This window comes from Nonomuraea sp. SBT364, from assembly GCF_001083785.1.
In the GTDB taxonomy this organism is placed as follows: Bacteria; Actinomycetota; Actinomycetes; order Streptosporangiales; family Streptosporangiaceae; genus Nonomuraea.
Map to the genome: position 1 here is coordinate 39,309 of NZ_LAVL01000047.1, position 23,244 is coordinate 62,552.

The 23,244-nt window shown below is 71.9% G+C and carries 19 protein-coding genes and 3 pseudogenes; 10 read left to right on the forward strand and 12 right to left on the reverse strand.

Going from position 1 to position 23,244, the window contains the following annotated elements; genetic code table 11:
• Positions 1 to 16: 16 nt before the first annotated feature.
• Positions 17 to 1,369 carry a cytochrome P450 gene (locus ADY59_RS21845; RefSeq protein WP_082310298.1) on the reverse strand — a complete coding sequence of 451 codons (1,353 nt, stop codon included), beginning with the start codon at positions 1,367 to 1,369 and terminating at the stop codon, positions 17 to 19.
• A gap of 25 nt (positions 1,370 to 1,394) precedes the next feature.
• Between ADY59_RS21845 and ADY59_RS21850 the strand changes: the two genes are divergently transcribed.
• Genes ADY59_RS21850 through ADY59_RS21860 form a run of 3 tightly spaced genes read left to right on the forward strand, consistent with a single transcriptional unit; the run spans position 1,395 to position 5,363 of the window.
• The gene (locus tag ADY59_RS21850; RefSeq protein ID WP_197093775.1) at positions 1,395 to 1,802 is read left to right on the forward strand and encodes a PaaI family thioesterase; all 408 of its coding nucleotides are present in this window, start codon (positions 1,395 to 1,397) and stop codon (positions 1,800 to 1,802) included.
• Between the two features lie 46 nt (positions 1,803 to 1,848).
• The gene (locus tag ADY59_RS21855) at positions 1,849 to 4,521 is read left to right on the forward strand and encodes an alpha/beta fold hydrolase (RefSeq protein ID WP_049564947.1); all 2,673 of its coding nucleotides are present in this window, start codon (positions 1,849 to 1,851) and stop codon (positions 4,519 to 4,521) included.
• Positions 4,518 to 5,363 carry an ABC transporter permease gene (locus tag ADY59_RS21860; protein WP_049564948.1) on the forward strand — a complete coding sequence of 282 codons (846 nt, stop codon included), beginning with the start codon at positions 4,518 to 4,520 and terminating at the stop codon, positions 5,361 to 5,363. The genes ADY59_RS21855 and ADY59_RS21860 overlap by 4 nt, the downstream gene beginning before the upstream one ends.
• A gap of 251 nt (positions 5,364 to 5,614) precedes the next feature.
• On the opposite strand, the gene ADY59_RS50185 is transcribed toward ADY59_RS21860, so the two are convergent.
• Both ADY59_RS50185 and ADY59_RS21865 read right to left on the reverse strand, forming a co-directional pair.
• A complete protein-coding gene (locus tag ADY59_RS50185; RefSeq protein ID WP_156325648.1) occupies positions 5,615 to 5,830 on the reverse strand; it encodes a hypothetical protein in 216 nt (71 codons plus the stop codon).
• Positions 5,827 to 6,228: a nuclear transport factor 2 family protein gene (locus tag ADY59_RS21865; protein ID WP_049564950.1), complete on the reverse strand. Its 402-nt coding sequence runs from the start codon at positions 6,226 to 6,228 to the stop codon at positions 5,827 to 5,829. The genes ADY59_RS50185 and ADY59_RS21865 overlap by 4 nt, the downstream gene beginning before the upstream one ends.
• Positions 6,229 to 6,328: 100 nt before the next feature.
• Here ADY59_RS21865 and ADY59_RS21870 point away from each other — a divergent pair, with 100 nt between their 5' ends.
• Both ADY59_RS21870 and ADY59_RS52655 read left to right on the forward strand, forming a co-directional pair.
• Positions 6,329 to 6,976 (forward strand): TetR/AcrR family transcriptional regulator, encoded by a 648-nt coding sequence (locus ADY59_RS21870; protein ID WP_082310299.1) that lies wholly within the window; start codon positions 6,329 to 6,331, stop codon positions 6,974 to 6,976.
• Positions 6,977 to 7,053: 77 nt separating this feature from the next.
• Positions 7,054 to 7,692 (forward strand): annotated as a pseudogene (locus tag ADY59_RS52655) (AfsR/SARP family transcriptional regulator); the annotation flags it as partial.
• A 2,267-nt stretch (positions 7,693 to 9,959) separates the two neighbouring features.
• Here ADY59_RS52655 and trmD read toward each other — a convergent pair.
• The 9 genes and pseudogenes from trmD to ADY59_RS54065 form a co-directional block, all read right to left on the reverse strand.
• Positions 9,960 to 10,664 (reverse strand): annotated as a pseudogene (gene trmD / locus ADY59_RS48890) (tRNA (guanosine(37)-N1)-methyltransferase TrmD); the annotation flags it as partial.
• Entirely contained in the window at positions 10,661 to 11,164 is a 504-nt protein-coding gene (rimM, locus tag ADY59_RS21880; protein ID WP_049564952.1) for a ribosome maturation factor RimM, read from the reverse strand. The pseudogene trmD and the gene rimM, both read right to left, overlap by 4 nt.
• A gap of 68 nt (positions 11,165 to 11,232) precedes the next feature.
• On the reverse strand, positions 11,233 to 11,478 hold the full coding sequence (locus ADY59_RS21885; protein ID WP_049564954.1) for an RNA-binding protein: 246 nt from the start codon (positions 11,476 to 11,478) through the stop codon (positions 11,233 to 11,235).
• Position 11,479: 1 nt separating this feature from the next.
• The gene (rpsP, locus tag ADY59_RS21890; RefSeq protein WP_049564957.1) at positions 11,480 to 11,920 is read right to left on the reverse strand and encodes a 30S ribosomal protein S16; all 441 of its coding nucleotides are present in this window, start codon (positions 11,918 to 11,920) and stop codon (positions 11,480 to 11,482) included.
• Between the two features lie 197 nt (positions 11,921 to 12,117).
• A complete protein-coding gene (gene ffh, locus ADY59_RS21895) occupies positions 12,118 to 13,665 on the reverse strand; it encodes a signal recognition particle protein (RefSeq protein WP_049564959.1) in 1,548 nt (515 codons plus the stop codon).
• A 56-nt stretch (positions 13,666 to 13,721) separates the two neighbouring features.
• Positions 13,722 to 14,336 carry an ATP/GTP-binding protein gene (locus ADY59_RS21900; protein WP_049564961.1) on the reverse strand — a complete coding sequence of 205 codons (615 nt, stop codon included), beginning with the start codon at positions 14,334 to 14,336 and terminating at the stop codon, positions 13,722 to 13,724.
• Positions 14,290 to 14,691 carry a DUF742 domain-containing protein gene (locus ADY59_RS21905; protein WP_049564965.1) on the reverse strand — a complete coding sequence of 134 codons (402 nt, stop codon included), beginning with the start codon at positions 14,689 to 14,691 and terminating at the stop codon, positions 14,290 to 14,292. The genes ADY59_RS21900 and ADY59_RS21905 overlap by 47 nt, the downstream gene beginning before the upstream one ends.
• Before the next feature lie 5 nt (positions 14,692 to 14,696).
• Positions 14,697 to 15,119 carry a roadblock/LC7 domain-containing protein gene (locus ADY59_RS21910; RefSeq protein WP_049564967.1) on the reverse strand — a complete coding sequence of 141 codons (423 nt, stop codon included), beginning with the start codon at positions 15,117 to 15,119 and terminating at the stop codon, positions 14,697 to 14,699.
• A gap of 695 nt (positions 15,120 to 15,814) precedes the next feature.
• Positions 15,815 to 18,009 (reverse strand): annotated as a pseudogene (locus ADY59_RS54065) (sensor histidine kinase); the annotation flags it as partial.
• Between the two features lie 370 nt (positions 18,010 to 18,379).
• On the opposite strand from ADY59_RS54065, the gene ADY59_RS21940 reads away from it, so the two are divergent.
• Genes ADY59_RS21940 through ADY59_RS21960 form a run of 5 tightly spaced genes read left to right on the forward strand, consistent with a single transcriptional unit; the run spans position 18,380 to position 23,244 of the window.
• A complete protein-coding gene (locus tag ADY59_RS21940) occupies positions 18,380 to 19,369 on the forward strand; it encodes an ABC transporter substrate-binding protein (protein ID WP_049564976.1) in 990 nt (329 codons plus the stop codon).
• Positions 19,366 to 20,142 carry an ABC transporter permease gene (locus ADY59_RS21945; protein WP_049564978.1) on the forward strand — a complete coding sequence of 259 codons (777 nt, stop codon included), beginning with the start codon at positions 19,366 to 19,368 and terminating at the stop codon, positions 20,140 to 20,142. Before ADY59_RS21940 ends, ADY59_RS21945 begins: the two co-directional genes overlap by 4 nt.
• Positions 20,139 to 20,918: an ABC transporter permease gene (locus ADY59_RS21950; protein WP_082310300.1), complete on the forward strand. Its 780-nt coding sequence runs from the start codon at positions 20,139 to 20,141 to the stop codon at positions 20,916 to 20,918. Before ADY59_RS21945 ends, ADY59_RS21950 begins: the two co-directional genes overlap by 4 nt.
• A 24-nt stretch (positions 20,919 to 20,942) precedes the next feature.
• Entirely contained in the window at positions 20,943 to 21,947 is a 1,005-nt protein-coding gene (locus ADY59_RS21955; protein WP_049564980.1) for a methyltransferase, read from the forward strand.
• Between the two features lie 55 nt (positions 21,948 to 22,002).
• Entirely contained in the window at positions 22,003 to 23,244 is a 1,242-nt protein-coding gene (locus tag ADY59_RS21960; protein WP_049564982.1) for a flavin-dependent oxidoreductase, read from the forward strand.

Genomic DNA, 23,244 nt, shown 5'->3' on the forward strand with positions numbered 1-23,244 from the left:
CATGCCGCCGGGCAGCTCACGCCTGGCGGCGGCTCAGCCGTACCGGTAGGTGTTTGAGACCGTTCTGAAAGTTGGAGACGAGGCGGCTCGGGGCGCCCGCCGGGGTGACGTCCCAGGAGAGCAGCTCGCCGAAGACGGCGCGCAGCTGGGCGCGGGCGAGGTGCGCGCCGAGGCAGAGGTGCGGACCGGCGCCGAAGCTGACGTGGTCGTTCGGGGTGCGGGCGACGTCGAAGCGGTCCGGATCGGGGAAGACGGACGGGTCGCGGTTGGCGGAGGCGTGGTAGACGACGACCTTCTCGCCCCGGCGGATCCGCCGGCCGCCGAGCGTGAGGTCACGGGTGGCGGTGCGCCGGAAGTCCATCACCGGCGGCCAGAAGCGGAGCATCTCCTCCACGGCCGGGCCGAGCAGCGACGGGTCCCCGCGCAGCCGGGCCAGCTCCCCCGGATGGGCGAGGAGGGTGAGCAGGCCGCCGGGGATGCCGTTGCGCAGCGTCTCGTTCCCGGCGACGGCGAACAGGAAGAACATGTTCTCGAACTCGGCCTCCGTCAGGCCGCCGCGCAGCATGGCGGACATCACCGAGTCGCCGCCCGAGTTCCCGGCCAGCGCGTGGGCGTAGGCGAACATGTCGGCGAGTGCGGCCCTGGAGCGGGGGTTCACCCCCGGCCGCGGATCCGGGCGCCGCGCGACTGCCAGGCGGCCCATCGGGGTGAGCGCGTCCGCCTCGGCCGTGGACAGGCCCGCGTACTCGGCGTCCTGGTAGCCGATCACCCGGGAAGCCCAGTCGTGCAGCAGCCGCCGGTCCCCGTCCGGCACGCCCATGACGTGCGCGAGCGTCCACACGGGCAGGTCGGCTGCCACCTCGACGAAGTCGCACTCCCCCTCGGCGAACAGGCTCCGCGCCCGTTCGGCGATCGCCCGCTCCAGGGCCCGCACGGCGCGCGGGGTGAACGCGGCGGCGACGATCCGGCGCAGCCTGGAGTGGCCGGGCGGGTCGGTGTTGAGCATCATCGCCCGGACGAACGCCAGGTCGGCCGGGGTGTCGGGGTCGCGGATCTGGGTGGCGCCGAGGTGCGAGGAGAAGTCCTCCGGGGTGCGCAGGACGTGCTTGACGTCGGCGTGCCTGAACACCGCCCAGTAACCCGGGCCCTCCTTCCAGGGGCCGACCGCGGGCTCGGGAATCCGGCACACGGGGGCTTCCCGCCGCAACCGGGCGAACAGCTCGTACGGGACGCCCCGCTCGTACGTGGACGGCAGGAACACGGCCTCCAGAACATCGTCCGGCGGGGTGCTGTCCGGCGGGGTGTTGTCCACAGGGCCGGGCGTCTCGGGCGTGTCGTCCACAGGAGGCCGTGGCGTCTCCTCGCTCATGAAATTCAGGGTGCAGGATGAGCGCGTGACTCCAGAAGACGGACAGGCGATTCTCGCCGAATACTTCGCGCCCTGGGTGCAGCGCCTCGGCCTGCTGGTCGAGGAGGTGGGCGAGCGGCACACCCTGGTGCGCCTGCCCTGGTCGGCCGAGCTGGCCCGGCAGGGCGGCGGGCTGAGCGGCCAGGCGATGATGGCCGCCGCCGACACCGCCACCGTCATCGCGATCTCCGCCGCCCGTGGCGGGTTCGTGCCGATGACGACCGTGCAGCAGTCCACGACGTTCCAGCGGCCGGTCATGGACAAGGACGTGCTGGTCGACGTCCGCGTCACCAAGCTCGGCCGCACGCTCGCGTTCGCCGAGATCACGCTCAGGGCCGTCGGCGAGGACGACCCCGCCGCCCGGGCCTCCACGGTGTACGCCCTCCTCACATGATCACGTCTCAGAGTTTTCTCAGGTGGGGAAAGTAGGATTTCGGCTCATGAAACGTACGGCCGCGCTGGTCGCGGTGCTCGCCCTCGTGGGGGTGACGACGTGGCTGGTGTGGCCGTCAGCACCCGGTGTGCGCGGCCAGGACCAGATGATCACCGTCGTCGACGGCCCAGCCGACGACCAGCGGGTCCAAATCGACACCACGTTCTACCCGCCGCCCGATGCCGGCAAGGCCCCGGCGGTGCTGCTCGCGCACGGGTTCGGCGGCAGCAAGCGGAGCATGCGCGAGCAGGCCGAGCGCCTGGCCGGGTCCGGCTACGCGGTGCTGGCCTGGTCGGCGCGCGGTTTCGGCCGCTCCACGGGCGAGATCGCGCTCAACTCGGCCGACTACGAGGTCAAGGACGTCAAGCAGCTCATCGACTGGCTGGCCAAGCGGCCGGAGGTCGCGCTCGACGCCTCGGGCGACCCGCGCGTCGGCATCGCGGGCGGCTCCTACGGCGGCGCGATCGCCCTCATGACGGCCGCCCACGACGCCCGCGTCGACGCGATCGTGCCCCAGATCACCTGGTCCGACCTGGCCGACGCGCTCTTCCCCGACGCCACCGGCAAGGGGCCGGAGAACGGCGTGTTCAAGCGCATGTGGGCGGGCATCTTCTTCGGCCGGGGCGGCGCGGGCGTGCCGCAGGGCCTGGAGGCGCTCACCGAACGGCCCGAGCCGCTCACCGCCGAGCAGGCGCGCTGCGGCCGCTTCCTGCCCGCGATCTGCGAGATCTACCAGGAGGTCGCCAAGACCGGCAAGGCCACGCCGGAGGCGGTCGAGCTGCTGCGCAAGTCGAGCCCCATCTCGGTCGCGGGCCAGATCAAGGCTCCGACGCTGCTCGTCCAGGGGCAGCGCGACTCGCTGTTCCCGCTCGACCACGCCGACGCCAACGCCAAGGCCATCGCCGCCGCGGGCACCCCGGTCAGCCTGGCCTGGTTCGACGGCGGCCACGACGGCGGCGACGGCGAGGCCGACTGGCTGTACGAGCGGACGTCGGCCTGGTTCGACCACTACCTCAAGAACGAGGGCACCACCTCACCCCAGGCCGCGGAAGCGGGCGCCGCGTCGCCTGCCGGGACGCCCGTCAGCGCCTTCACCCTGACCCGCGACGGCGGTCGCGACCCGGGCACCCGCCAGCGCATCCGCCTGCACCCCGAAGCCGCGGCCTACCCGGGCCTCGGCGGCACCGACGTCACCGACGTCGCGCTCTCCGGCCCCGAGCAGCACGTGGTCAACCCGCCCGGTGGCTCCCCCGCCTCGATCTCCACGGTCCCGGGCGTCGGCAGCCTGCTCGGCGGCGGCCAGGGCGGTCTGAGCGTCTCGCTCGACATGCCGGGCCAGAGCGCCGCCTTCGAGTCCGCGCCGCTCACCCAGCCCCTCCAGCTCACGGGCGCGCCGACCGCCAAGATCCGGGTGTCCGGCACGGGCGAGGTGACACTGTTCGCCAAGCTGTTCGACGTGCCCGACTCGGTGCAGCCGCCGACCCTGCCCGCCGGCCTGGTGGCGCCCCTGCGCGTGACGATCCCGGAAGGCGCCGGCAGCGCCGAGGTCACGGTCAGGCTGCCGGCCGTCGACCACCGCTTCGAGATCGGCCACCGGCTCCGGCTGGTGGTGGCCACCACCGACATGGGCTACGCGACCCCGGCCGAGCCCGCCGCCTACCGTGTCGGCCTGGCCTCCCCCGCGGTGTCGATCCCGACGGTCGCCACCCTCGCCGCCCCGCCCGCGGGGATCCCCTGGTGGGTGTGGGCGATGCCGCTGGCGGCGATCCTCGTCGCCGCCGCCGTCCTCGCCACCGGCCGCACCGGGCGCCGCCCCGCCCCGGCCACGGCGGCCGGCACCTCCGCCGTCACCCCGGCCGACGTGGTCGGGATCGTCCCGGCCGCGACGCCCGATGCGGCACCGGATTCCGTGCCGGAGACGGTGCCGAGTTCCGTGCCGGAGTCGGTGCCGTTGGACATCCGTGGGCTGACCAAGGCCTACCGCAACGGCGAACTGGCCGTGGACGGCCTGTCGTTCCGCGTCGAGCAGGGCCAGGTGCTGGGCCTGCTGGGCCCCAACGGCGCCGGGAAGACCACCACGATGCGCATGATGATGGGCCTCATCCACCCCGACGGCGGCGAGGTCCGGATCTTCGGCGAGCCCGTCACCCCCGGCGCGCCCGTCCTGTCCAGGCTGGGCTCGTTCGTGGAGGGCCCCGGCTTCCTGCCGCACCTGTCCGGCCGCGACAACCTGCACCTCTACTGGGCCGCCACCGGCCGCCCCGCCGCCGACGCCCGTTTCGACGAGGCGCTGGAGATCGCCGGCCTCGGCACCGCCCTGGAGCGGGCCGTACGCACCTACTCCCAGGGCATGCGCCAGCGGCTGGCCATCGCCCAGGCCATGCTCGGCCTGCCCGACCTGCTCGTGCTCGACGAACCCACCAACGGCCTCGACCCGCCCCAGATCCGGGAGATGCGCGAGGTGCTCAAGCGCTACGCGCGCGACGGCCGTACGGTGATCGTCTCCAGTCACTTGCTGGCCGAGGTGGAGCAGACCTGCACGCACGTGGTCGTCATGCGGCGCGGCAGGCTCGTGTCGGCCGGCCCGGTGTCGGCGCTGCTCAGCTCGGCCGTGACGACCAACGGGCACGGGCCGCGCCTGGAAGATGTGTTCCTGGACCTCATCGGGGAGAAGGCATGACCGCCGCGACGGGCTACTCGCCCCGCCGGACCCTCCCGCTGAGGGTCGAGATCGTCAGGCAGTTCAAGCGGCGGCGCACGCTCGGCATGTTCGGGCTGCTGCTGGCGCTGCCGTGGATCCTCGTGATCGCGTTCCAGCTCGGCCCGGACGGCTTCGGCGACCAGTCGTCGCTGCGCATCTCCGACCTGGCGACGGCCAGCGGGCTCAACTTCGCAGCGTTCGCGCTGTCGGTCTCGGCGAGCTTCCTGCTGGTGGTCGCCGTGGCGCTGTTCTGCGGCGACACGGTGGCCAGCGAGGCCAACTGGTCGTCGCTGCGCTATCTGCTGGCGGCCCCCGTGCCGCGTGACCGGCTGCTGCGGCAGAAGCTCATCGTGGCGCTCGGCTACTCGGCCGCCGCCGTGATCAGCCTGCCGCTGATGGCCCTCCTGGCGGGCACCCTGGCGTTCGGCTGGGCCGACATCCAGGTGCCCGGCACCGGCGAGACCATCCCGGCGCTCGACGTCCTGCCGCGTTTCGGCATCGTGATCGGCTACGCCATGGTCAGCCAGCTCGTCGTGGCGGCCCTGGCGTTCCTCATCTCCACGATGACCGACTCGCCCCTGGGCGCGGTGGGAGGCGCGGTCGGCCTGTGGATCGTCTGCACCATCCTGCAGGCGGTGGAGGCGCTGGGGGCGCTGCGCGAGTTCCTGCCGACGTTCTGGAACAACGCCTGGATCGACGCGCTGGCGCCCGAGCTCGACTGGAGCGGCATGGCGAGGGGCGCCTCGGTGTCGGTCACGTACGCGGCCATCCTCATCGCCATCGCCTTCCGCCGCTTCCGCGGCAAGGACGTGGTCAGCTGACCCGGCCCCCCGAGGCGGGGGGAACTCACCACCGCGAGAACGACCGTAACGGCCCCCAGGGCCGACCGCCCCACCGGCAGCCAGCCCGTGAACCACGTGCCCTACCGCCGGCCGCCCGGGATCACTTGCCCCGCAGGCCGCCGCCCCCGGATGCCCGCCGGGGTCGGCGGTCAGCCCGGGACCTACGCCGGGGTCGGCGGTCAGCCCAGGACCCCCGCCAGGGCCGGCGGTCAGCCCGGGAACCACGTGCCCTACCGGCGGCCGCCCGGGATCGCTCGCCCGCAGGCCGCCGCCCCTGGATGCCCGACGAGGTCGGTCGCCCACCGGCACCACTTGCCCTGCAGGCCGTCGGGGCCGGCGGTCAGCCCAGGACCTACGCCGGGGTCGGCGGTCAGCCCGGGACCTACGCCGGGGTCGGCGGTCAGCCCGGGAGGGACGCCGGGGTCGGTGGTGGTTCCTTTGGTCATCTGCCGAGGGGAGCGCGTCGGGCGAACACCTTCCGGTGGCTGATCCGCCAGCCGTGATCCAGTCGCATGACGGTGTCCTCGTAGGTCACACTCGCGCTCGTACCGTCCGCGTTGATCCCGATGCCCTTGGACCGCGCCTGGACCCGGCCGTCGGCCTGTTCGGTCAGGACGACGTTCGTGACGTGATGACCGACCGGATTCAGCTCTCCCAGCGCACGCCCCGCGTCGGCGCACGCCGCCACCCCCCGCAGGACCTCCTGCCCGAAGTCGGTGACGTCGTACAGCACGTCGGCGGTGAACACCTCGTCCAGGCGGTCCAGTTCCCCGCTGTCACACAGGTGGCCGTGCATCGCGATCAGCTCGGCGATGACGAAGCGATCTTCAAGCGTGAGGGCCATGGCGATCCTTTGGTGAGGACGAGCGATACGGGGAGCTCCCCGGTCCTGGCGCGCTACCATAAGCGGGGAACTCCCCGTTTCGCAACCGAGAGGCAGGACAGTGGCGCATCCGGGCAAGCCCGCCACCGCGGGACGACCGCGCAGAACCGACTCGGCCAGAAACGCCGCAGCGCTGCTCGCGGCGGCGAAGGACCTGTTCGGGGAGCACGGGACCGAGGTCGCGCTGGACGACGTGGCCCGGCGGGCGGGTGTCGGCAACGCGACGCTCTACCGGCACTTCCCCACCCGGTGCGACCTGATCGTGGCGGTGTACGCGGACGAGGTGACCGCGTTGTGCGCCAGGGGCACCGCCCTGCTGGAGTCCGCGTCGGCGGATCAGGCGCTGTACTCCTGGCTGGACGACTTCGTCACGCACGTCGCCACCAAGCGCAGCCTGGCCTTCGCCGCCACGGAGAACGACGCGGCGCGGCGCACGGAACTGTTCGAGCGCTGGCACACGTCCATGCGATCGACAGCGCGGGAGCTTCTCGCCCGGGCCCAGGACGCCGGCGCCGCGGACGGGAACCTCACCGTCGATGACGTGCTCGCCCTGGCGAACGCGGCTGCGATCGCGGGCGGCGGCGCGAAGGGTGCCCGACGCCTCCTGCGGATCGCGCGCGACGGCTTCGCGGGACCCGGAACCCTTCGCGGCGAGCGTGCTCAGGGCGCTCAGGGCGCTGCCCAGGGGGGCGGGCGGCCCGGCGGGTGAGCGGGATCGGGCAGAATCGGCGCATGCGGTTCGGGGTCCTTGGGGCGTTGGAGGTGCGCGGATCTTCCGGTGAGGTGATGACCGTCGGCGGGCCGCGGCCGCGAGCGCTGCTCGTGATGCTGCTGCTGAACGCCGGACGAGTGGTGCCCGTCGAGGAGCTGATCGACGGGCAGTACGGGGAGGATCCGCCGGCGGGGGCGGCCAACGCCGTGCAGGCTCATGTGTCGCGGCTGCGGCGGGGGCTGGGGGCGGGGCTGGTCGAGTTCCATGGGAGCGGATACCGGCTGGCGGTCGATCCGGACGACGTGGACGTACACAGGTTCGAGCGCCTCGCCCGGGAAGGGCGGCGGCTGGTGGCCTCGGGGCATCACGCGCGGGGCGCGGCCCTGCTGCGGGAGGGGCTCGGGCTCTGGCGTGGGCCGGCGCTGAGCGATCTGCCCTCGGGCGGGGCGCAGGCGGCACGGCTGGAGGAGCTGCGGCTCGGGGCTCTGGAGGATCTGGCGGAGGCCGAGCTCGGGCTGCCGGAGGGGGCTTCGGCGGCGGAGCTGCGGCGGCTGGTGGATGCGCATCCGCTGCGCGAACGACTGCGGGCGCAGTTGATGCGGGCGCTGCACGCGGCGGGGCGGCAGGCGGAGGCGCTGGAGGTGTTCCAGGAGGGGCGGCGGCTGCTGGCGGATGAGCTCGGGGTCGATCCCGGTGCCGAGCTCGCGGGTGCGCACCTCGACGTGCTGCGGGCCTCCGCGCCCGTGCCCTCGGTGCGGCGCGGTTTGCCTGCCCAGCTCACGAGCTTCGTGGGCCGGGAGGAGGAGCTGGCGCTGATCGGGCGGCTGCGGGATGCCCGGCTGGTCACCATCGTCGGCCCCGGCGGCACCGGCAAGACCCGTCTCGCGCTCGAGGCGGCCGCGCGCGACGCGGCCGACGCGACTGACGCGACTGACGCGGGAGCGAACACGGGCGCGGGAGCGAACACGGGCGCGGCTGCAAGTGTGCAGGCTTGTTTCGTCGATCTGACGCCGCTGGCGGAGGCTCCCGGGGATGACGGCGGTGCGGGGGTCGAGGAGATCGCCCGCGTGGTGCTGGGGGCGCTCGGCGTGCGGGAGGGCGGGCTGCGCGCGCCGTACGCGGTGGACCCCGTGCGGCGGCTGGCGGCGGCGCTCGGCGGGCAGGAGACGCTGGTCGTCCTGGACAACTGCGAGCACGTGGTGGGCGCCGCGGCCGGGCTGGTGCGGGAGCTGCTCGGCGAGTGCCCGGGGCTGCGGGTGCTGGCCACCAGCCGGGAGCCGCTCGGGATCACGGGTGAGGCGCTGGTGACGCTGCCGCCGCTGAGCACCCCGCCCGCCGGTCAGGAGCCGGCGGAGCCGAGGGAGGTGGCCGGGGCGCTGGCCTATCCGGCCGTGCGGTTGTTCGCCGACCGGGCGGGGGCCGTACGGCAGGGGTTCGTGGTGGAGCCCGGCAACGTGGAGGCCGTCGTACGGATCTGCACGGCGCTGGAGGGGGTGCCGCTGGCCATCGAGCTGGCGGCGGCCCGGCTGCGGTCGTTCGGGGTGGCGGAGATCGCCGCGCGGCTGGGTGAGGACGGGCGGTTCCGGCTGCTGTCGCGGGGAGATCGTACGGCGGCGGCGCGGCACCGGACGTTGCGCGCGGTCGTCGAGTGGAGCTGGGATCTGCTGGACGCGGACGAGCAGGCGCTGGCCCGGCGGTTCTCGGTGTTCGCGGGCGGCGCGACGCTGGCGGCGGTGGAGGAGGTGTGCGGGCTCGACGACGCGGCGGGGCTGCTGGGCGATCTGGTGGACAAGTCGCTCGTCGAGCGCGCCGGCGGACGATACCGGATGCTGGAGACGATCCGGTTGTTCTGCGCCGAACGGCTGGCCGAGGCCGGGGAGCTCGAGTGGACGCGGGAGCGGCACGGGCGGTGTTTCGAGGAGCTGGCGCAGCGCGCCGATCCGCACCTGCGGCGCGGTGAGCAGCTCGAATGGCTGCGGCGGCTGTCCGCCGAGCACGGCAATCTCATGGGCGCGCTGCGCTGGGCCGTCCGGCACGACCGTGACAGGGCGCTGCGCATGGTGGCGGTGCTGGCGTCGTACTGGTGGCTGAGCGGGCGGCGGAGCCAGGCCGGCGAGCCGGCGGCGGAGCTGCTGAAGGCCATCGGGCGGCCCGTCGAAGGGCTGGAGGAGGGGTACGTGATGTGCGTGGTGCACGCCGTACCCCCGGCCGCGGCGGAGCACTGGGATCGGGCGGCGGCGTTCATCGCCGGGCTGGACCGGCCGTTGCGTCATCCGTTCACCGCCGCGCTGTGGGGGATGACGATGGGGCCGCCGGCCCGGCCGGTCGGGCCGGAGACGGACTGGGTGCTGGGCTCCGATCCGTGGAGCCTGACGCTGGGGCGGCTCGGGCGGGCGTTGCTGCGGGTGATCGACGGTGATCCGGCCGGGGGCGAGCGGGATCTGGAGGACGTGCTGGCGCGCTTCCGCGCGGTGGGTGAGCGGTGGGGGATCGCTCAGGGGCTGGACTGGCTGGCCCTGGTCGCCGGGTGGCGCGGCGACTGGCGGCGGGCCGGGGAGATGTGGCGGGAGGCGCTGGAGCTGCTCGGCGAGCTGGGGGCGCTGGAGGAGATGGCGGACGTGCTCGGGCGGCAGGCCGAGGCTCTGGTGCGCGAAGGGGACCTGCCGGGCGGTGCCGCCGCCTACCGGCGGGCCGGGGACGCCTCCTTGCGGGCCGGGCGCGGCACGGCGCCGGTCATGGTGGAGGTGGGGCTGGGTGAGCTCGCCCTGGCCGCGGGCGACGCCGCCGAGGCCCGGCGGCGGTTCGAGCGGGCGCTGGAGGCGTCGGGGAGCGGCGGGTTCGGGGCCCGGCAGGCGCGGGCGCGGGTGCTCGTCGCCCTGGCGCGCCTCACGACAGCCCAGCGACGGACCGGCGTACGCGCCACCGTGCGAAACCGTCCCGCTGGAGAGGCGGCGGACGTACGGGATGTGGCGGGGGGGGCGGGGTCGATCGCCGCCGCCAGCTCCGGCCGGTTGGCGACGGTACGGCGCAGCGCCTCGTCACGGCCCCCCGGGGCGCCCTTCCCGTGGTGGCCGGACAGCAGCACGGCGGCCCCCCCCTCCCCCCGCCACACCGGCGGCTTGGTGTAGACGGGGCCTTCCAGCAGGTTGCGCATCGCGCCGGGCGCGAAGGAGTCGTCGACGGCCGAGTGCGCGTTGCCGAGCACGCCGGGCAGCAGCCGGCCGATGGCCTCCACCATCACCAGCACCGCCACCTCGCCACCTGCCAGCACGTAGTCGCCGATGCTCACCTCGTCGACCCGCAGCCGCGTGCCGTACTCGGCCATGACCCGCGAGTCGATGCCCTCGTAACGGCCGCACGCGAACAGCAGCCAGGGCTCGGCCGCGAGCTCCTGGGCCAGCTCCTGGGTGAACGGCCGGCCGCTCGGCGTGGGCACGATCACGCGCGGCGCCCCGTCGCCGATGATCTCGTCGAGCGCCTCGCCCCAGACCTCCGGCTTCATCACCATGCCGGGACCGCCGCCGTACGGTGTGTCGTCGACGGTCTTGTGCACGTCGTGCGCCCAGTCGCGGAGCTGGTGGGTGTGTACGTCGAGGATGCCGCGCTCGCGCGCCTTGCCGATGAGGGAGACGTCGAGCGGCGCGAAGTATTCGGGGAAGATCGAGATGATGTCGAGGCGGGTCACAGCAGGCCCTCCGGCGGGTCGACGACCAGCCTGCCGCCCTCCAGATCCACCTCCGGCACCAGGGCCTTGACGAACGGGATGAGCGCGTCGTCCCCGCCGCCGACGCGCCGTACGACGAGCAGGTCCTGGCCGTGGTGGAGCACGTCGGTGACCTCGCCGACGGGCTCGCCGCCGGTGGTCACGACCGCGAGCCCGACGAGCTGGTGGTCGTGGAACTCGTCGGGGTCGTCGGAGGGCGTCACGTCGGCGGAGTCGATGACCAGCATGGTGCCGCGCAGCTCCTCGGCACCGTCGCGACCGGCGACGCCGGCGAAGCCGATCAGGAGCACGTCCTTGTGCCAGCGGCGGCTCTCGATCACGAGCGGCCCCCTGCCGGGCGGGTCGGTGGCGATCGACATGCCGGCGGCGAAGCGCGCCTCGGGATCGTCGGTGCGCACCTCGACGGTCACCTCACCGCGTACGCCGTGCGGGCGGCCTATCCGGCCGACGACCAGCTGCACCTCTACCTCTTTCCAACGCGGAGCGCCCCCACCGGCGGCAACCGATGAGGGCGCGGGAATTCCTGACGCTAACGGACCGCTTCGTCCAGGTCGAGCAGATCGACCCGGACGTACTTCCCGTCGGCCAGGGCGTTCACGACGGTGCGCAGCGCCTTGGCGGTGCGCCCACCGCGTCCGATGACCTTGCCCAGGTCCTCGGGGTGCACCCGGACCTCCAGGACGCGCCCGCTGCGGATGCGGCGTGCGCGGACCCGGACATCGTCGGGAAATTCGACGATGCCCTTAACGAGGTGCTCGAGAGCCTCCTCGAGCACGTCAGGCCTCCGCCTCGGCCGGGGTCTCGGCAGGGGCCTCGGCCTCGTCCTTCTTCTTGGCCTTCTTCGGCGTGGTGGCGGCCGTGCCGGTGTCGCCACCGGACAGCGTCTCCTTGGCCGCGGCCTCGTAGAGGGCGTGACGGTCGGGCGCGGGCTCGGCGACCTTCAGCGGCGCCGGGGCGGGCTCGCCCTTGAACTTCTGCCAGTCACCGGTGAGCTTGAGCAGCTTGAGCACCGGCTCGGTCGGCTGCGCGCCGACTCCCAGCCAGTAAGCGGCGCGCTCGGCGTTGACCTCGATGCGCGAAGGGTCGTCCTTCGGGTGGTACAGGCCGATCTCTTCGATCGCCCGGCCGTCACGCTTGGTGCGGCTGTCGGCGACGACGATACGGTACTGAGCGTTGCGGATCATGCCGAGCCGCTTGAGCTTGATCTTGACTGCCACGGGTGTGGTCTCTCCTGCATTAGAGCGCGGGTGAGCGGCTCCTCATCGAGTGGGGCACGATGCGAGTCCGACTCCAGGGACAAACGCGGCCGGCGGGAGGTGAGAGGGCACCCGCCTGGTCACGGTGTTCCAACATGCCATTGTGCCAGACGCGTGGCAGTGCCCCGCACTCCACGCCCTGGCCACGCCGCGAAAAGTTATTTCTGGCCGGGCAGCTTGAGCTTCGACGGGTCGAAACCGGGCGGCAGCTCCATGCCGGGAGGCAGCGCGCCGCCGAGGTTGCCCAGCACGCCGCCAGGCTTGGGCTCGTCCGCGGGTGCTTCCTGGGCCTGCTTGCCGAGGGCCGCCTTGCGCGGGTCGCCGCTCACCCGGCGCCCCTTCTTGCCCTTCTTCTGAGCCTTCTGCCCCTTGCCCTTGCCGCCCGGCATGCCGGGGATGCCCATGCCGCCCGCCATCCGCTTCATCATCTTCTGGGCTTCGAAGAAGCGGGTGACGAGGTTGCTGACCGCGCTGACGGTCACGCCGGAGCCGGCGGCGATGCGGGAGCGCCGGGAACCGTTGATGATCTTCGGGTCCTGCCGCTCGCCGGGGGTCATCGAGCGGATGATGGCGGCGATGCGGTCGAGGTCACGGTCGTCGATGGCGTTGAGCTGGTCGCGCATCTGCCCCATGCCGGGCATCATGCCGAGCAGGTTCTTGATCGGCCCCATCTTCTGGACCATCATCATCTGCTCGAGGAAGTCGTCGAGCGTGAAGTTCTCGCCCGAGGTGAGCTTGCCCGCCATCTTGGCGGCCTGCTCCTCGTCGAACGTCTTCTGCGCCTGCTCGATCAGGGTGAGGATGTCACCCATGTCGAGGATGCGGGAGGCCATCCGGTCGGGGTGGAAGGCGTCGAAGTCTTCCAGCTTCTCGCCGGTGGAGGCGAACATGATCGGCCGGCCGGTGATGTGCCTGACCGACAGGGCCGCGCCGCCGCGGGCGTCGCCGTCGAGCTTGGTCAGCACGACGCCGTCGAAGCCGACGCCCTCCATGAACGCCTGCGCCGTGGTGACGGCGTCCTGGCCGATCATGGCGTCGACCACGAACAGGACCTCGTCGGGCCGGACCGCGTCGCGGATGTCGGCGGCCTGCTTCATCATCTCCTGGTCGATGCCCAGGCGGCCCGCGGTGTCGATGACGACGACGTCGTGCTGCTGGCGCCTGGCCTCGTCGATCGACTGGCGGGCCACGGCGATCGGGTCGCCGACGCCGTTGCCGGGCTCGGGCGCGTAGACGGCGACCTGCGCGCGCTGGCCCATGACCTGAAGCTGCCCGACGGCGTTGGGCCGCTGGAGGTCGGCGGCCACGAGCAGCGGCACGTGGCCCTGCTCGCGCAACCAGCGGGCCAGCTTGCCGGCCAGCGTGGTCTTGCCGGCGCCCTGGAGGCCGGCGAGCATGATGACCGTCGGCGGCGTCTTGGCGTAGCGGAGCCTGCGGGTCTCGCCGCCGAGGATCTCGATCAGCTCGTCGTTGACGATCTTGACGACTTGCTGCGCCGGGTTGAGCGCCTGGGAGACCTCGACGCCGCGGGCGCGCTCCTTCACCTGGGCGACGAACGCCTTGACCACCGGCAGCGCGACATCGGCCTCGAGCAGGGCGATGCGGATCTCGCGGGTGGTGGCGTCGATGTCCGCCTCGGACAGTCGCCCCTTGGATCGGAGGGAGGAGAAGACCGATGTCAGCCGGTCGGATAGCGTCTCGAACACGTGGTTGGCCAGTCCTCGAAAGCGAATGTGGGTCTGGTCTCAGCCTATCCGCTTCGCTAGCCGTTCCAGCCTGGCACGGCCATCCGGACCGAGAGCGCGTGCTCGACCAGGTTGATGAGCGTGCTCTTGACCGAGTCCTTGGAACGGGCGTCGAGCCTCACCAGCGGGATGTGCGGCGCCAGCGTGAGCGCGTCACGCACCTCCGAGTCGGTGTGCGGATATTGCCCCTCCCAGCCGTTGATCCCGACCACGAAAGGCAGCTGGGCCTCTTCGAAGTAGTCGATGGCCGGGAAGCTGTCGGCCAGCCGCCGGGTGTCGACCAGCACGACCGCGCCGATGGCGCCACGCACCAGGTCGTCCCACATGAACCAGAACCGGTGCTGTCCCGGCGTGCCGAACACGTACAGGATCAGGTCGCGGTCGAGCGAGACGCGGCCGAAGTCGAGCGCGACGGTGGTGGTCGACTTGAGCGGGGTCATGCCGAGATCGTCGATGCCCGCCGAGGCGTCGGTCATCACGGCCTCGGTCGTGAGCGGCATGATCTCCGACACGGCGCCGACGAACGTCGTCTTGCCCACCCCGAATCCGCCGGCCACCACGATCTTCGTCGAGGTTAGGCCGGGGCTAGAGCCTGCGAAGTCCACTGAGCACCCTTTCAAGCAGGTTGACATCCGGCCTTCCGGCCTCCAGCTGTGGCTGGTGGACGCGGACGAGGCCTTCGGCGGCCATGTCGGCGATCAGCACCCGCACCACGCCCAGCGGCATCCGCAGCAGCGCCGAGACCTCGGCCACCGAGCGCACCTGCCGGCAGAGCTGGCTGATCGCCTGGTATTCCGGCGTGATGTGGGAGAACTCGCGGTGTTCGGCCGTCGCCGACGACACCAGCGCCTCCATCGCCAGTTTCAGCTTGGGCGCGGTCCGTCCACCGGTCACCGCGTAGGGACGGACCGGCGACGCGGGGTCGTGGGCCGGCTGCGGGGGCGGCTGGGGGTCCCAGCCGCCGCTGTTCCATCTCGGGTCCGTCACCTACATCACCTGGTCTGGCTGGCGCGCAGCTCCGCGCGCACCGCCGGGGTAAGCACCTGTCCGGCGCGATCCACCATCAACGTCATCTGGTAAGCCACCAGTCCCATGTCGCAGTCGGGGGCCGCGAGCACGGCCAGGCAGGAGCCGTCGCTGATCGCCATGATCAGCATCAGCCCCCGCTGCATCTCCACGATGGTCTGGTTGACCGCACCGCCTTCGAACACCCGGGCCGCGCCTTGCGTCAGGCTGATCAGGCCGGAAGCGATGGCGGCCAGCTGGTCGGCCCGGTCCGCCGGGAACCCCGACGAGGCCGCCAGCGGCAGCCCGTCGGAAGACACCACCACCGCGTGCGCCACACCGGGAACGGTGCTCACGAAGTCGGTGATCAGCCAGTCGACGCCGCGCGCCGAATGACTCAGGTCGTTCACGCGCCCTCCTCCCTGTTCTCGTTCCTCGGGTCAGAGGAGAATGCCCTGCCCCCGCTGATGTCGTCGCGTGCCGCCCGGAAGCCCTGCTGGAAGCTGGACAGACGGCTGCGTACCCGGTCGGGCGAGACCGAGGGCATCGGGACGACGCCCTTCGGGGCCGAGGCCGTGTCGGCCGAGCCGGGCACCAGGTTGGCCTTGGGCACCCGCTTGGGCAGCCCGGACGCCGTCGCGCCGTCGCGGACCGGCTCGGCGGCGGCCTGGGCGGCGCTCCAGCCGGCGTCGGCCGTGGAGGAGCCCCAGCTCGCGCTGCTGCCGCCGTGCTCGAACCAGGCCGACTCCACCGAGGCGAAGATCGGCAGGAACTCGTCGCCGGCCGAGGGGGCGCTCCCGCCCACCGCGGGCATGGGCCCGGTGGCGGCCGCTTCGGTCTCCGGGAAGTCGTAGCGCTGGCGCTGCTGCGTGGCGGTGTCGGACCAGTCGTCGAACTCGCGGGGTGGCGGCTGTTCGGTGGGGCGCTTGGGCAGCGGGTTGCTGTCGCCGGCCCAGCCGCCGGGGACGCGGGAGGGGATCCACACGTCGGCGGTGTCGTAGCCGCCGCTGGTGCTGCGCGGGTCGGACGGCCAGCCGTCGGTCTCGGAGGGCCACCGCGGGGCGGACGGCCAGGACCCGGTGGGGTCGGCGCCCGGGTAGGAGGNCCAATCTGGTAGCCGCCGCTCTGCCACTGGGGCGCGGCGGCGGCGGCCGGCTGGGCGGGGGTGAAGGCGTCCATGCGGCCGCCGCGGTCGGCGAGGGGGGCGGCCGGCGCCGCCGTGGCGGCGGAGGCGGCCGCCTGGCTGTCGAAGGCGGGCGTCTGGGCGCCGAGCAGCGATTCGGGGACGAGCACCATGGCGGTGAGCCCGCCGCCGCCCTGGGGCCTGAGCTGGACGCGGATGCCGTGCCGGTGCGCCAGCCTGGCGACCACGAACAGGCCCATGCGCCGCGAGACGGACACGTCGACGGTGGGCGCGTCCGTCAGGCGGTCGTTGGCCTGGGCCAGCTCCTCCTGGGTCATGCCGATGCCGGAGTCGGTGATGGAGAGCATGACGCCGCCGCCGTCGATCCGGCTGCCCGAGACGGTCACGCGGGTCTCGCGCGGGGAGAACGACAGGGCGTTCTCCACCAGCTCGGCGATCAGGTGGATGACGTCGTTGACGGCCTGACCGGCGACGGAGACGCCGTCGGGGACCTGGAGAAGCACGCGCTCGTAGTTCTCGACCTCCGACAGGGAGGCGCGGGCCACGTCGACCAGCTTGACCGGCTGGCTCCACCGGCGAGGCGGGTCCTGACCGGCCAGCACCAGCAGGTTCTCGCTGTTGCGACGCATACGCGTGGCCAGATGGTCCAGCTTGAACAGGTTGCCCAGCCGCTGCTCGTCCTGCTCGCCCTGCTCCAGCCCGTCGATCAGGGTGATCTGCCGCTCCACCAGCGTCTGACTGCGCCGCGACAGGTTCACGAACATCGCGTTCACGTTCGACCGCAGACGCGACTCCTCACCGGCCAGGCGCACCGCCTCGCGGTGCACCTCGTCGAACGCCCGCGCGACTTCACCGATCTCGTCCTTGGAGGTCACGTCGATCGGCGGCACGTGCAGCTTCTCTGGCTGGACCTCGTTGTCGCGGAGCCGTCGGACGAGCTCGGGCAGCGTGCTGCCGGCGACCTTGAGCGCGTCGCCGCGCAGCCGCCTCAGCGGCCGCACCAGCGAGCGGGCCATCACCGCGGTGACCGCGAGGACCAGCAGCAGCAGCGCGACGACGACGCCGATGCTGATCACGGCGGCCTGACGGTCGCTGCTCTGGAGGTCGGTGCTGCGGGTGGCGATCTGCTGCGACAGCGACTTCTGCACCACGTGCAGCTTGTTGACGGTCTCGCTGATGGCGTCGAACCAGAGCGTGACGTCGTTCCTGGACGTGGTGTCGAGGCGCTGCAGCGGCGCGCCGCCGTTGTGCAGGAAGACGGCCCTGGCCACGTAGAACTCGGCGCGGCCGATGTGCTGGTTGGTGACGGTGTTGTCGTAGAACTGGCGCTGGGCCGCGGTGGCCACGGCCCGGAACGAGGTCCGCTCGCTCTCCCGCCGCGCCCTGGCGTCCAGGAACGCGTTGAACTCCGGCTCGCTGAACTCCCCCCGGATCAGCGCGATGGACAGCAGGGCACGCAGCTTGGAGGCTTCCTCCTCCACCCTGGCGACGGCGCGCATGGCCGAGCTCGTCGCGGTGAGCTGCTCGTCCGTCGAGCCCTGTGACACCTCGTCGTAGAGCTGCAGCAGCTCGGCGATGGTCTCGGAGTACTTCTCCATCGTCGGCAGGGGCGGCAGCTGGGACTTGGTGACCGTCTCGCGCATCGACGGGATCTGGTCCAGCCGGACGCGGAGGTTGGCCAGGCGCCTGCGGCCCAGGTCGGACAGGGACGCCTCGGCGGCCGTGGCCGCCTCCTCGGCCCGCCTCACGGTCACGTCCACGATCTCGTACTGCGACCTGAGGCTCTGGAGGTCGGCCTGCCGCTTGTTCTGGGCGACGTAGCGCGTGGCGAGGTCACGTTCGAGCGCCAGCTCGCGCGAGAGCTCGCCCATCTGCACCACGAGCGCGGCGGCCTCGCCGATGCGCTGGTACTCCTGGGCGCTGCTGAATGAGGTCGTGATGCGCAGCGCGCCCAGGATCACGCCGACGATGGTCGGGATGGCGATGAGGGCGATGAGGCGGGTGCGCACACGCCAGTTGCGCAGCGCGAACGTGCTGCCCGGCTTGGGCGGTTCCGGCGCGGGCGCCCGAGCCGGCGCGGGCTCTTCCGGCATGTCTGGAGCCCTACGACGACCGGCTTCGGTCGTTGTTGTCCTCACTGTGGAGCCTCTCGCCATGGCCTGCTGGTGGGGGGAATGAGCGGCTTTGTCGCGCCGACGGAGTGATCGCAGGCAAGTTCGGGCCCAATTTGAGCACAAACCTCATAGTTCAGCCAACGTCTCACAAGTATTAGACCGTTCCAACCTCACCTTGGTGCACGTCGCGAGGTTTCATACACGGAGCGCGACCACTCCAATCCGGACATATCCCCCGTAAGGCTCAATAAGGCAGCTTCTGACCGCATATCGTAATGATTACACATTAATGCAGAAAAAATAACATATACGCGGCATAGCGCTTCAAGTATGATCCCCTGCTCCGGTACGCTCACGCCCGGCATTCGATTGCCAGTCTCTAGAAGCTTCCCCCCTGGTAGGAGACCCCCCCATGACACCCACATTGCGCGGTCGCGCGGTCGTCGTCGGCGCCGCGCTCGCGCTCACTCTCGCAGGCTGCGGTGGCGGCGAGGAGGCCCCCGCGACGTCCGCGAACAGCTCAGGGCTCGAGAAGACGACCATCAAGGTAGGGGTTCTCCCCATCCCCGACCCGGTCTCGGTGTACATCGCCAACGCCAAGGGCTTCTTCAAGGAGGAAGGCCTCACGGTGGAGCCGGAAATCATCACCGGCGGCGCGGCGGCCATCCCGAAAATCAAGAACCGCGAGCTCGACATCTCGCAGACCAACTACGTCTCGACCTTCGCGGCCGTGGCGCAGGGCGAGAAGATCAAACTGGTCGCCGACATGTACCAGGCTGGTCCGAACACCTTCAACATCATGGTGCCCAAGGATTCGCCCATCAAGACGGTGGCACAGCTCAAGGGCAAGACCATCCTGGTCAACAACCTGAACAACGTCGCGCAGCTCGCCGTCGAGACCCAGCTGAAGGTCGCCGGGCTTACTAAAGACGACGTCAAATTCGCCGAGAAGCCGTTCCCCGAAATGGGCAACGCGATCAACAGCGGCCAGGCCGAGGCGGGCTGGATCACCGAGCCGTTCATCACGGCCAACCAGAGCGCGTTCGGCTTCACCAAGCTGGCCGACACGATGACCGGCCAGACCGAGAACCTGCCCATCGCGGGCTGGATGGCCACGGACGAGTGGGTGCAGAAGTACCCGAAGACGCTGGCCGCCTTCCAGCGGGCCATCTCCAAGGCGCAGGAGCTCGCCTCCAGCGACCGCAAGGAGATCGAGAAGATGATCCCCACGTACACGAAGATCGACGCGAAGACCGCGTCCGTCATCACGCTGGGCACGTTCCCGAGTGAGCTGAACGTGGACCGGCTGCAGAAGGTCGCCGACCTCATGGCCGAGTACAAGTATCTGAGCAACCCCATCGACGTCTCCTCAGTCATCGTGCCGGCGCCGACGAGCGGATGAACAGAGCACGCCTGACCCGCGGCGTCATCGGCGCCGCGGGCTTCCTTGTCGCCGGCGAGGTGTTCATCCGCTTCGTCATGAGCGAGGACCTGCTCTTCCCCGCGCCGTCCGCCGTCTTCCTGGAGGCCGTGCGGCTGCCCGCCGACCCGGACTTCGTCGCCGGAAGCCTGACGACGATCGCCAACTGGGGGCTCGGCCTGCTGATCGCCGTGGCCGTGGCCGTACCCCTGGGCGTGCTGCTCGGCGCGGTGCCCCCGATGGAGCGGGCCGTCCGGCCCCTGGTGGAGTTCCTGCGGCCCATCCCCTCGGTCGCGATCATCCCGCTCGCCATCCTGCTGATCCCCTCGGACCAGTGGATGAAGGTCTCGGTCATCGTGTTCGCGTCGCTGTGGCCGATCCTGATCAACACGCTGTACGGCATGCACGACGTCGATCCGCTGGCCAAGGACTCCCTGCGCACCTTCGGGTTCGGGGAGCTGGCCGTGCTGCGCAGGGTGAGCCTGCCGAACGCCGCGCCGTTCGTCGCGACGGGCGTGCGGATCGCCGCCGGGATCGCGCTGGTGCTCGCCGTCAGCGCCGAACTGGTCGCCGGCGGGGCCGACGGGCTGGGCGTCTACGTGGTGGTGGCCGGCAGCGCCAACCGGATGGACCTCATCATGGCGGCGACCGTCTGGGCGGGCGTCTTCGGCGTGCTGGCGAACATCGCCCTGCTGGCCGGGGAGCGTCGCCTGTTCCGCTGGCACGCGCTGCGGACGGGAGCTGCACGGTCGTGAAGACACTCAACAAACTCTGGTTCGTCCCCCTGGTCCTCATCGTGTGGGAGCTCGTGACGCGGGCGGTCGGGAACCTCGACTTCCCCCCGCCGACGACGATCGTCGGGCGCATGTACGAGCTGTGGTTCTCGGGCCCGGTCTCCCGGCTGTTCCTCACCGATGACGCGATCGACAACATCCTGCCCAGCCTCGGGCGTATGTTCAGCGGGTGGATCCTCGCCTCGGTGATCGGCGTGGTGCTGGGCGTGCTGCTCGGCCGCTCCCGCGTGGCCACCGACTACGTCGACGGGCTGATCGAGTTCAGCCGGGCCATCCCGCCGCCCCTGCTGCTGCCGCTGTTCGTGGTCCTGCTGCAGGGTGCGCTGGCGACGCAGCTGGCCGTGATCGTGTTCGGCGTGATCTGGCCGGTGCTGCTCAACACCATCGACGGCGCCCGGGCCATCGACCGGACCTACACCGAGACCGCCACCGTGTTCGGCCTGTCCAGGGCGCAGCGCCTGCGCGTGGTCGTCATCCCGGCGGCCTCCCCGAAGATCTTCGCCGGGCTGCGGCTGAGCCTGTCGCTCGCGCTGATCCTCATGGTGATCTCCGAGCTGTTCGGCGGCACGGACGGCATCGGCTACCAGCTCCTGTACGCGCAGCGCAGCTTCGACGCGCCCGGCGTCTGGGCGGCCATCGCGCTGCTGGGCGTGCTGGGGTACGTCGTCAACGCGCTCTTCGTACTGGCCGAGCGCCGGGTGCTGGTGTGGCACCGGCAGGCCAACCGCACGGTTTGACCTCTCACCTCAACGGAAGGGCACATGTCCCCATCTGATGACCTCCTCTGGGGGGCCGTATCTGATATTTCGAGATTCGCGGCTCTGCTGACCATGGCGGAGCTGGGCCTGGCCGACCATCTGGCGCACGGGCCGCTCGACACCGAGGAGCTGGCCCGGCGGAGCGGGGCCAACCCGCCCGCGCTCCGGCGGGTGCTGCGCGAGCTGGCCGGCCTGGACCTGGTCCGGCCGGACGGGGACGACGGCTACGACCTGACCGCCCGGGGCACCGCGCTGCGCTCCGACGTGCCCGGTTCGATCCGCAGCTCGATCCGCATGCTCGGCGAGGAGAGCTTCTGGTACGCCATGGGCAACCTGCCGTCCACCGTCCGCGAGGGCAGCTCGGCGTTCGCCCGCCGCTACGGCCATCTGTACGACCACCTGTCGGCGCATCCGGACGCCAGCCGCCTGTTCGACGAGTACATGACCACCCGGGCCATCACGTTCACCGACGGCCTGGTCAAGCGCTACGACTTCGCCGGCGCGCGGTCCATGGTGGACGTCGCCGGCGGCCGGGGGCACATCCTGGCCACGGTGCTGCACGCCAACCCCGGCATGCGCGGCATCCTGTTCGACCTCGACCACGTGGCCGACAGCGCCGTCGAGTCGCTGGCGGCGGAGGGCCTGGCCGACCGGACCGAGGTCGTCGCGGGCAGCTTCTTCGACGCGGTGCCGGCCGGCGCCGACGTCTACCTGCTCTCCAGCGTCCTGCACAACTGGGACGACGAGGACGCGGTGCGGATCCTGCGCAACGTCCGCGCCGCGATGCGGCCCGACGGCCGGGTGCTGGTGCTGGAAGTGGTGCTGCCCGACGACCAGGCGCCGCATCTGGGCAAGGACCTGGACATGCGCATGCTGGCCATCTTCAACGGCGGCACCGAGCGCAGCGCGGCGCAGTACACCAGGCTGCTCGACCAGGCCGGTCTCCGGCTGAGGGAGGTCATCGAGCTGGGCGCGGCGGCGAGTCTCATCGAGGCCGTTCCCAGGTGACCGCCCCGGGGGGCGCCGGGGTGGCGCTCCCCGTCTCATGACAGGGGGACATCCGATGCGGGTGATGATCGTCGGCGGGGGGATCGGCGGCCTGACGGCCGCGCTCAGCCTGCGCGCCGCGGGGATCGACTGCGTGCTCGTCGAGGGCGCGGCCCGGATGCTGCCGCTCGGCGTGGGCATCAACCTGCAGCCGCACGCCGTACGCGAGCTCACCGAGCTGGGCCTGGCCGCCGAGCTGGCCGCGACCGGCGTCGAGACCACGTACATGACGTTCACCGACCGCTTCGGCGGCCAGATCCTGGCGCTGCCGCGTGGCCGGCTGGCGGGCTACCGGTGGCCGCAGTACTCCATCCACCGGGGTGAGCTGCAGATGCTCCTGCTCGCCGCGGTGCGCGAGCGGGTGGGCGAGGTACGGCTGGGCGTCCGGGTCGAGGAGTTCGAGCAGGATTCCGCCGGAGTCACGGTCACGCTGCGCGAGGCCGCGTCGGGGCGGGTGCTGCGCGAGAGGGCCGACGTGCTGGTCGGCGCCGACGGCGTGCTGTCGGCGACCCGCGCCCAGCTGCACCCGTCGGGCGACCCGCTGCTCTGGAACGGGATCCGCATGTGGCGCGGGGTGGCCGACGCGGACCGGGTGCTCGACGGTTCGACCGTGCTCGTCTCCGGGACCAACGCGGCCGGGAAGTTCGTCTCCTACCACATCTCCCCCGCCAACCCGCGCTGGGTGAACTGGGTCGCCGAGGTCAGGGTGGCCGAGCCGGGCGAGATCGGCGCGGCCGACTGGTCGCGGCCGGGACGGCTGGAGGACGTGGCCCCGCACTTCGCGGGCTGGGCGTACCGGCACTTCGACATCCCGTCGTTCATCGCCTCCTCCGCGCGCATCCTCGAATACCCGATGGTGGACCGCGATCCGCTGCCCTTCTGGGGGACGGGCCGGGTGACGCTGCTCGGCGACGCCGCGCACCCGATGTACCCGGTCGGCTCGAACGGCGGGTCGCAGGCCGTCCTGGACGCGCGGGCGCTGGCCCGGCACCTGGCCACGACCGCGGACCCGGCCGAGGCCCTGGCCGGCTACGAGGCCGAACGCCGGCCGGTCACCTCGAAGCTGGTGCTCGGGCATCGCTCGCTGCCGGCCGACGAGATGGCCCTGCTGGTGGAGGCGCGGGCGCCAGGAGGCTTCGACGACATCCGGGACGTACTCGACGCGGACGAGCTGGCGGCCATGGCGGACGCCCAGCACGCGATCACCGATTCCGACGTGCGCGCGCTCAACGAGCGACCCTCGTGGAGCGTGCGCTGA

Excerpts from the sequence above, each read along its gene's own strand:
- ADY59_RS21865 (WP_049564950.1), bottom strand. The coding sequence starts at position 6,228 with ATGGCCCTCACGCTTGAAGATCGCTTCGTCATCGCCGAGCTGATCGCG.
- ADY59_RS50185 (WP_156325648.1), bottom strand. The coding sequence starts at position 5,830 with ATGACCAAAGGAACCACCACCGACCCCGGCGTCCCTCCCGGGCTGACC.
- ADY59_RS21945 (WP_049564978.1), top strand. The coding sequence starts at position 19,366 with ATGAACAGAGCACGCCTGACCCGCGGCGTCATCGGCGCCGCGGGCTTC.
- ADY59_RS21960 (WP_049564982.1), top strand. The coding sequence starts at position 22,003 with ATGCGGGTGATGATCGTCGGCGGGGGGATCGGCGGCCTGACGGCCGCG.
- ADY59_RS21940 (WP_049564976.1), top strand. The coding sequence starts at position 18,380 with ATGACACCCACATTGCGCGGTCGCGCGGTCGTCGTCGGCGCCGCGCTC.
- ADY59_RS21860 (WP_049564948.1), top strand. The coding sequence starts at position 4,518 with ATGACCGCCGCGACGGGCTACTCGCCCCGCCGGACCCTCCCGCTGAGG.
- ADY59_RS21955 (WP_049564980.1), top strand. The coding sequence starts at position 20,943 with ATGTCCCCATCTGATGACCTCCTCTGGGGGGCCGTATCTGATATTTCG.
- ADY59_RS21855 (WP_049564947.1), top strand. The coding sequence starts at position 1,849 with ATGAAACGTACGGCCGCGCTGGTCGCGGTGCTCGCCCTCGTGGGGGTG.
- ADY59_RS21900 (WP_049564961.1), bottom strand. The coding sequence starts at position 14,336 with ATGTCAACCTGCTTGAAAGGGTGCTCAGTGGACTTCGCAGGCTCTAGC.
- ADY59_RS21845 (WP_082310298.1), bottom strand. The coding sequence starts at position 1,369 with ATGAGCGAGGAGACGCCACGGCCTCCTGTGGACGACACGCCCGAGACG.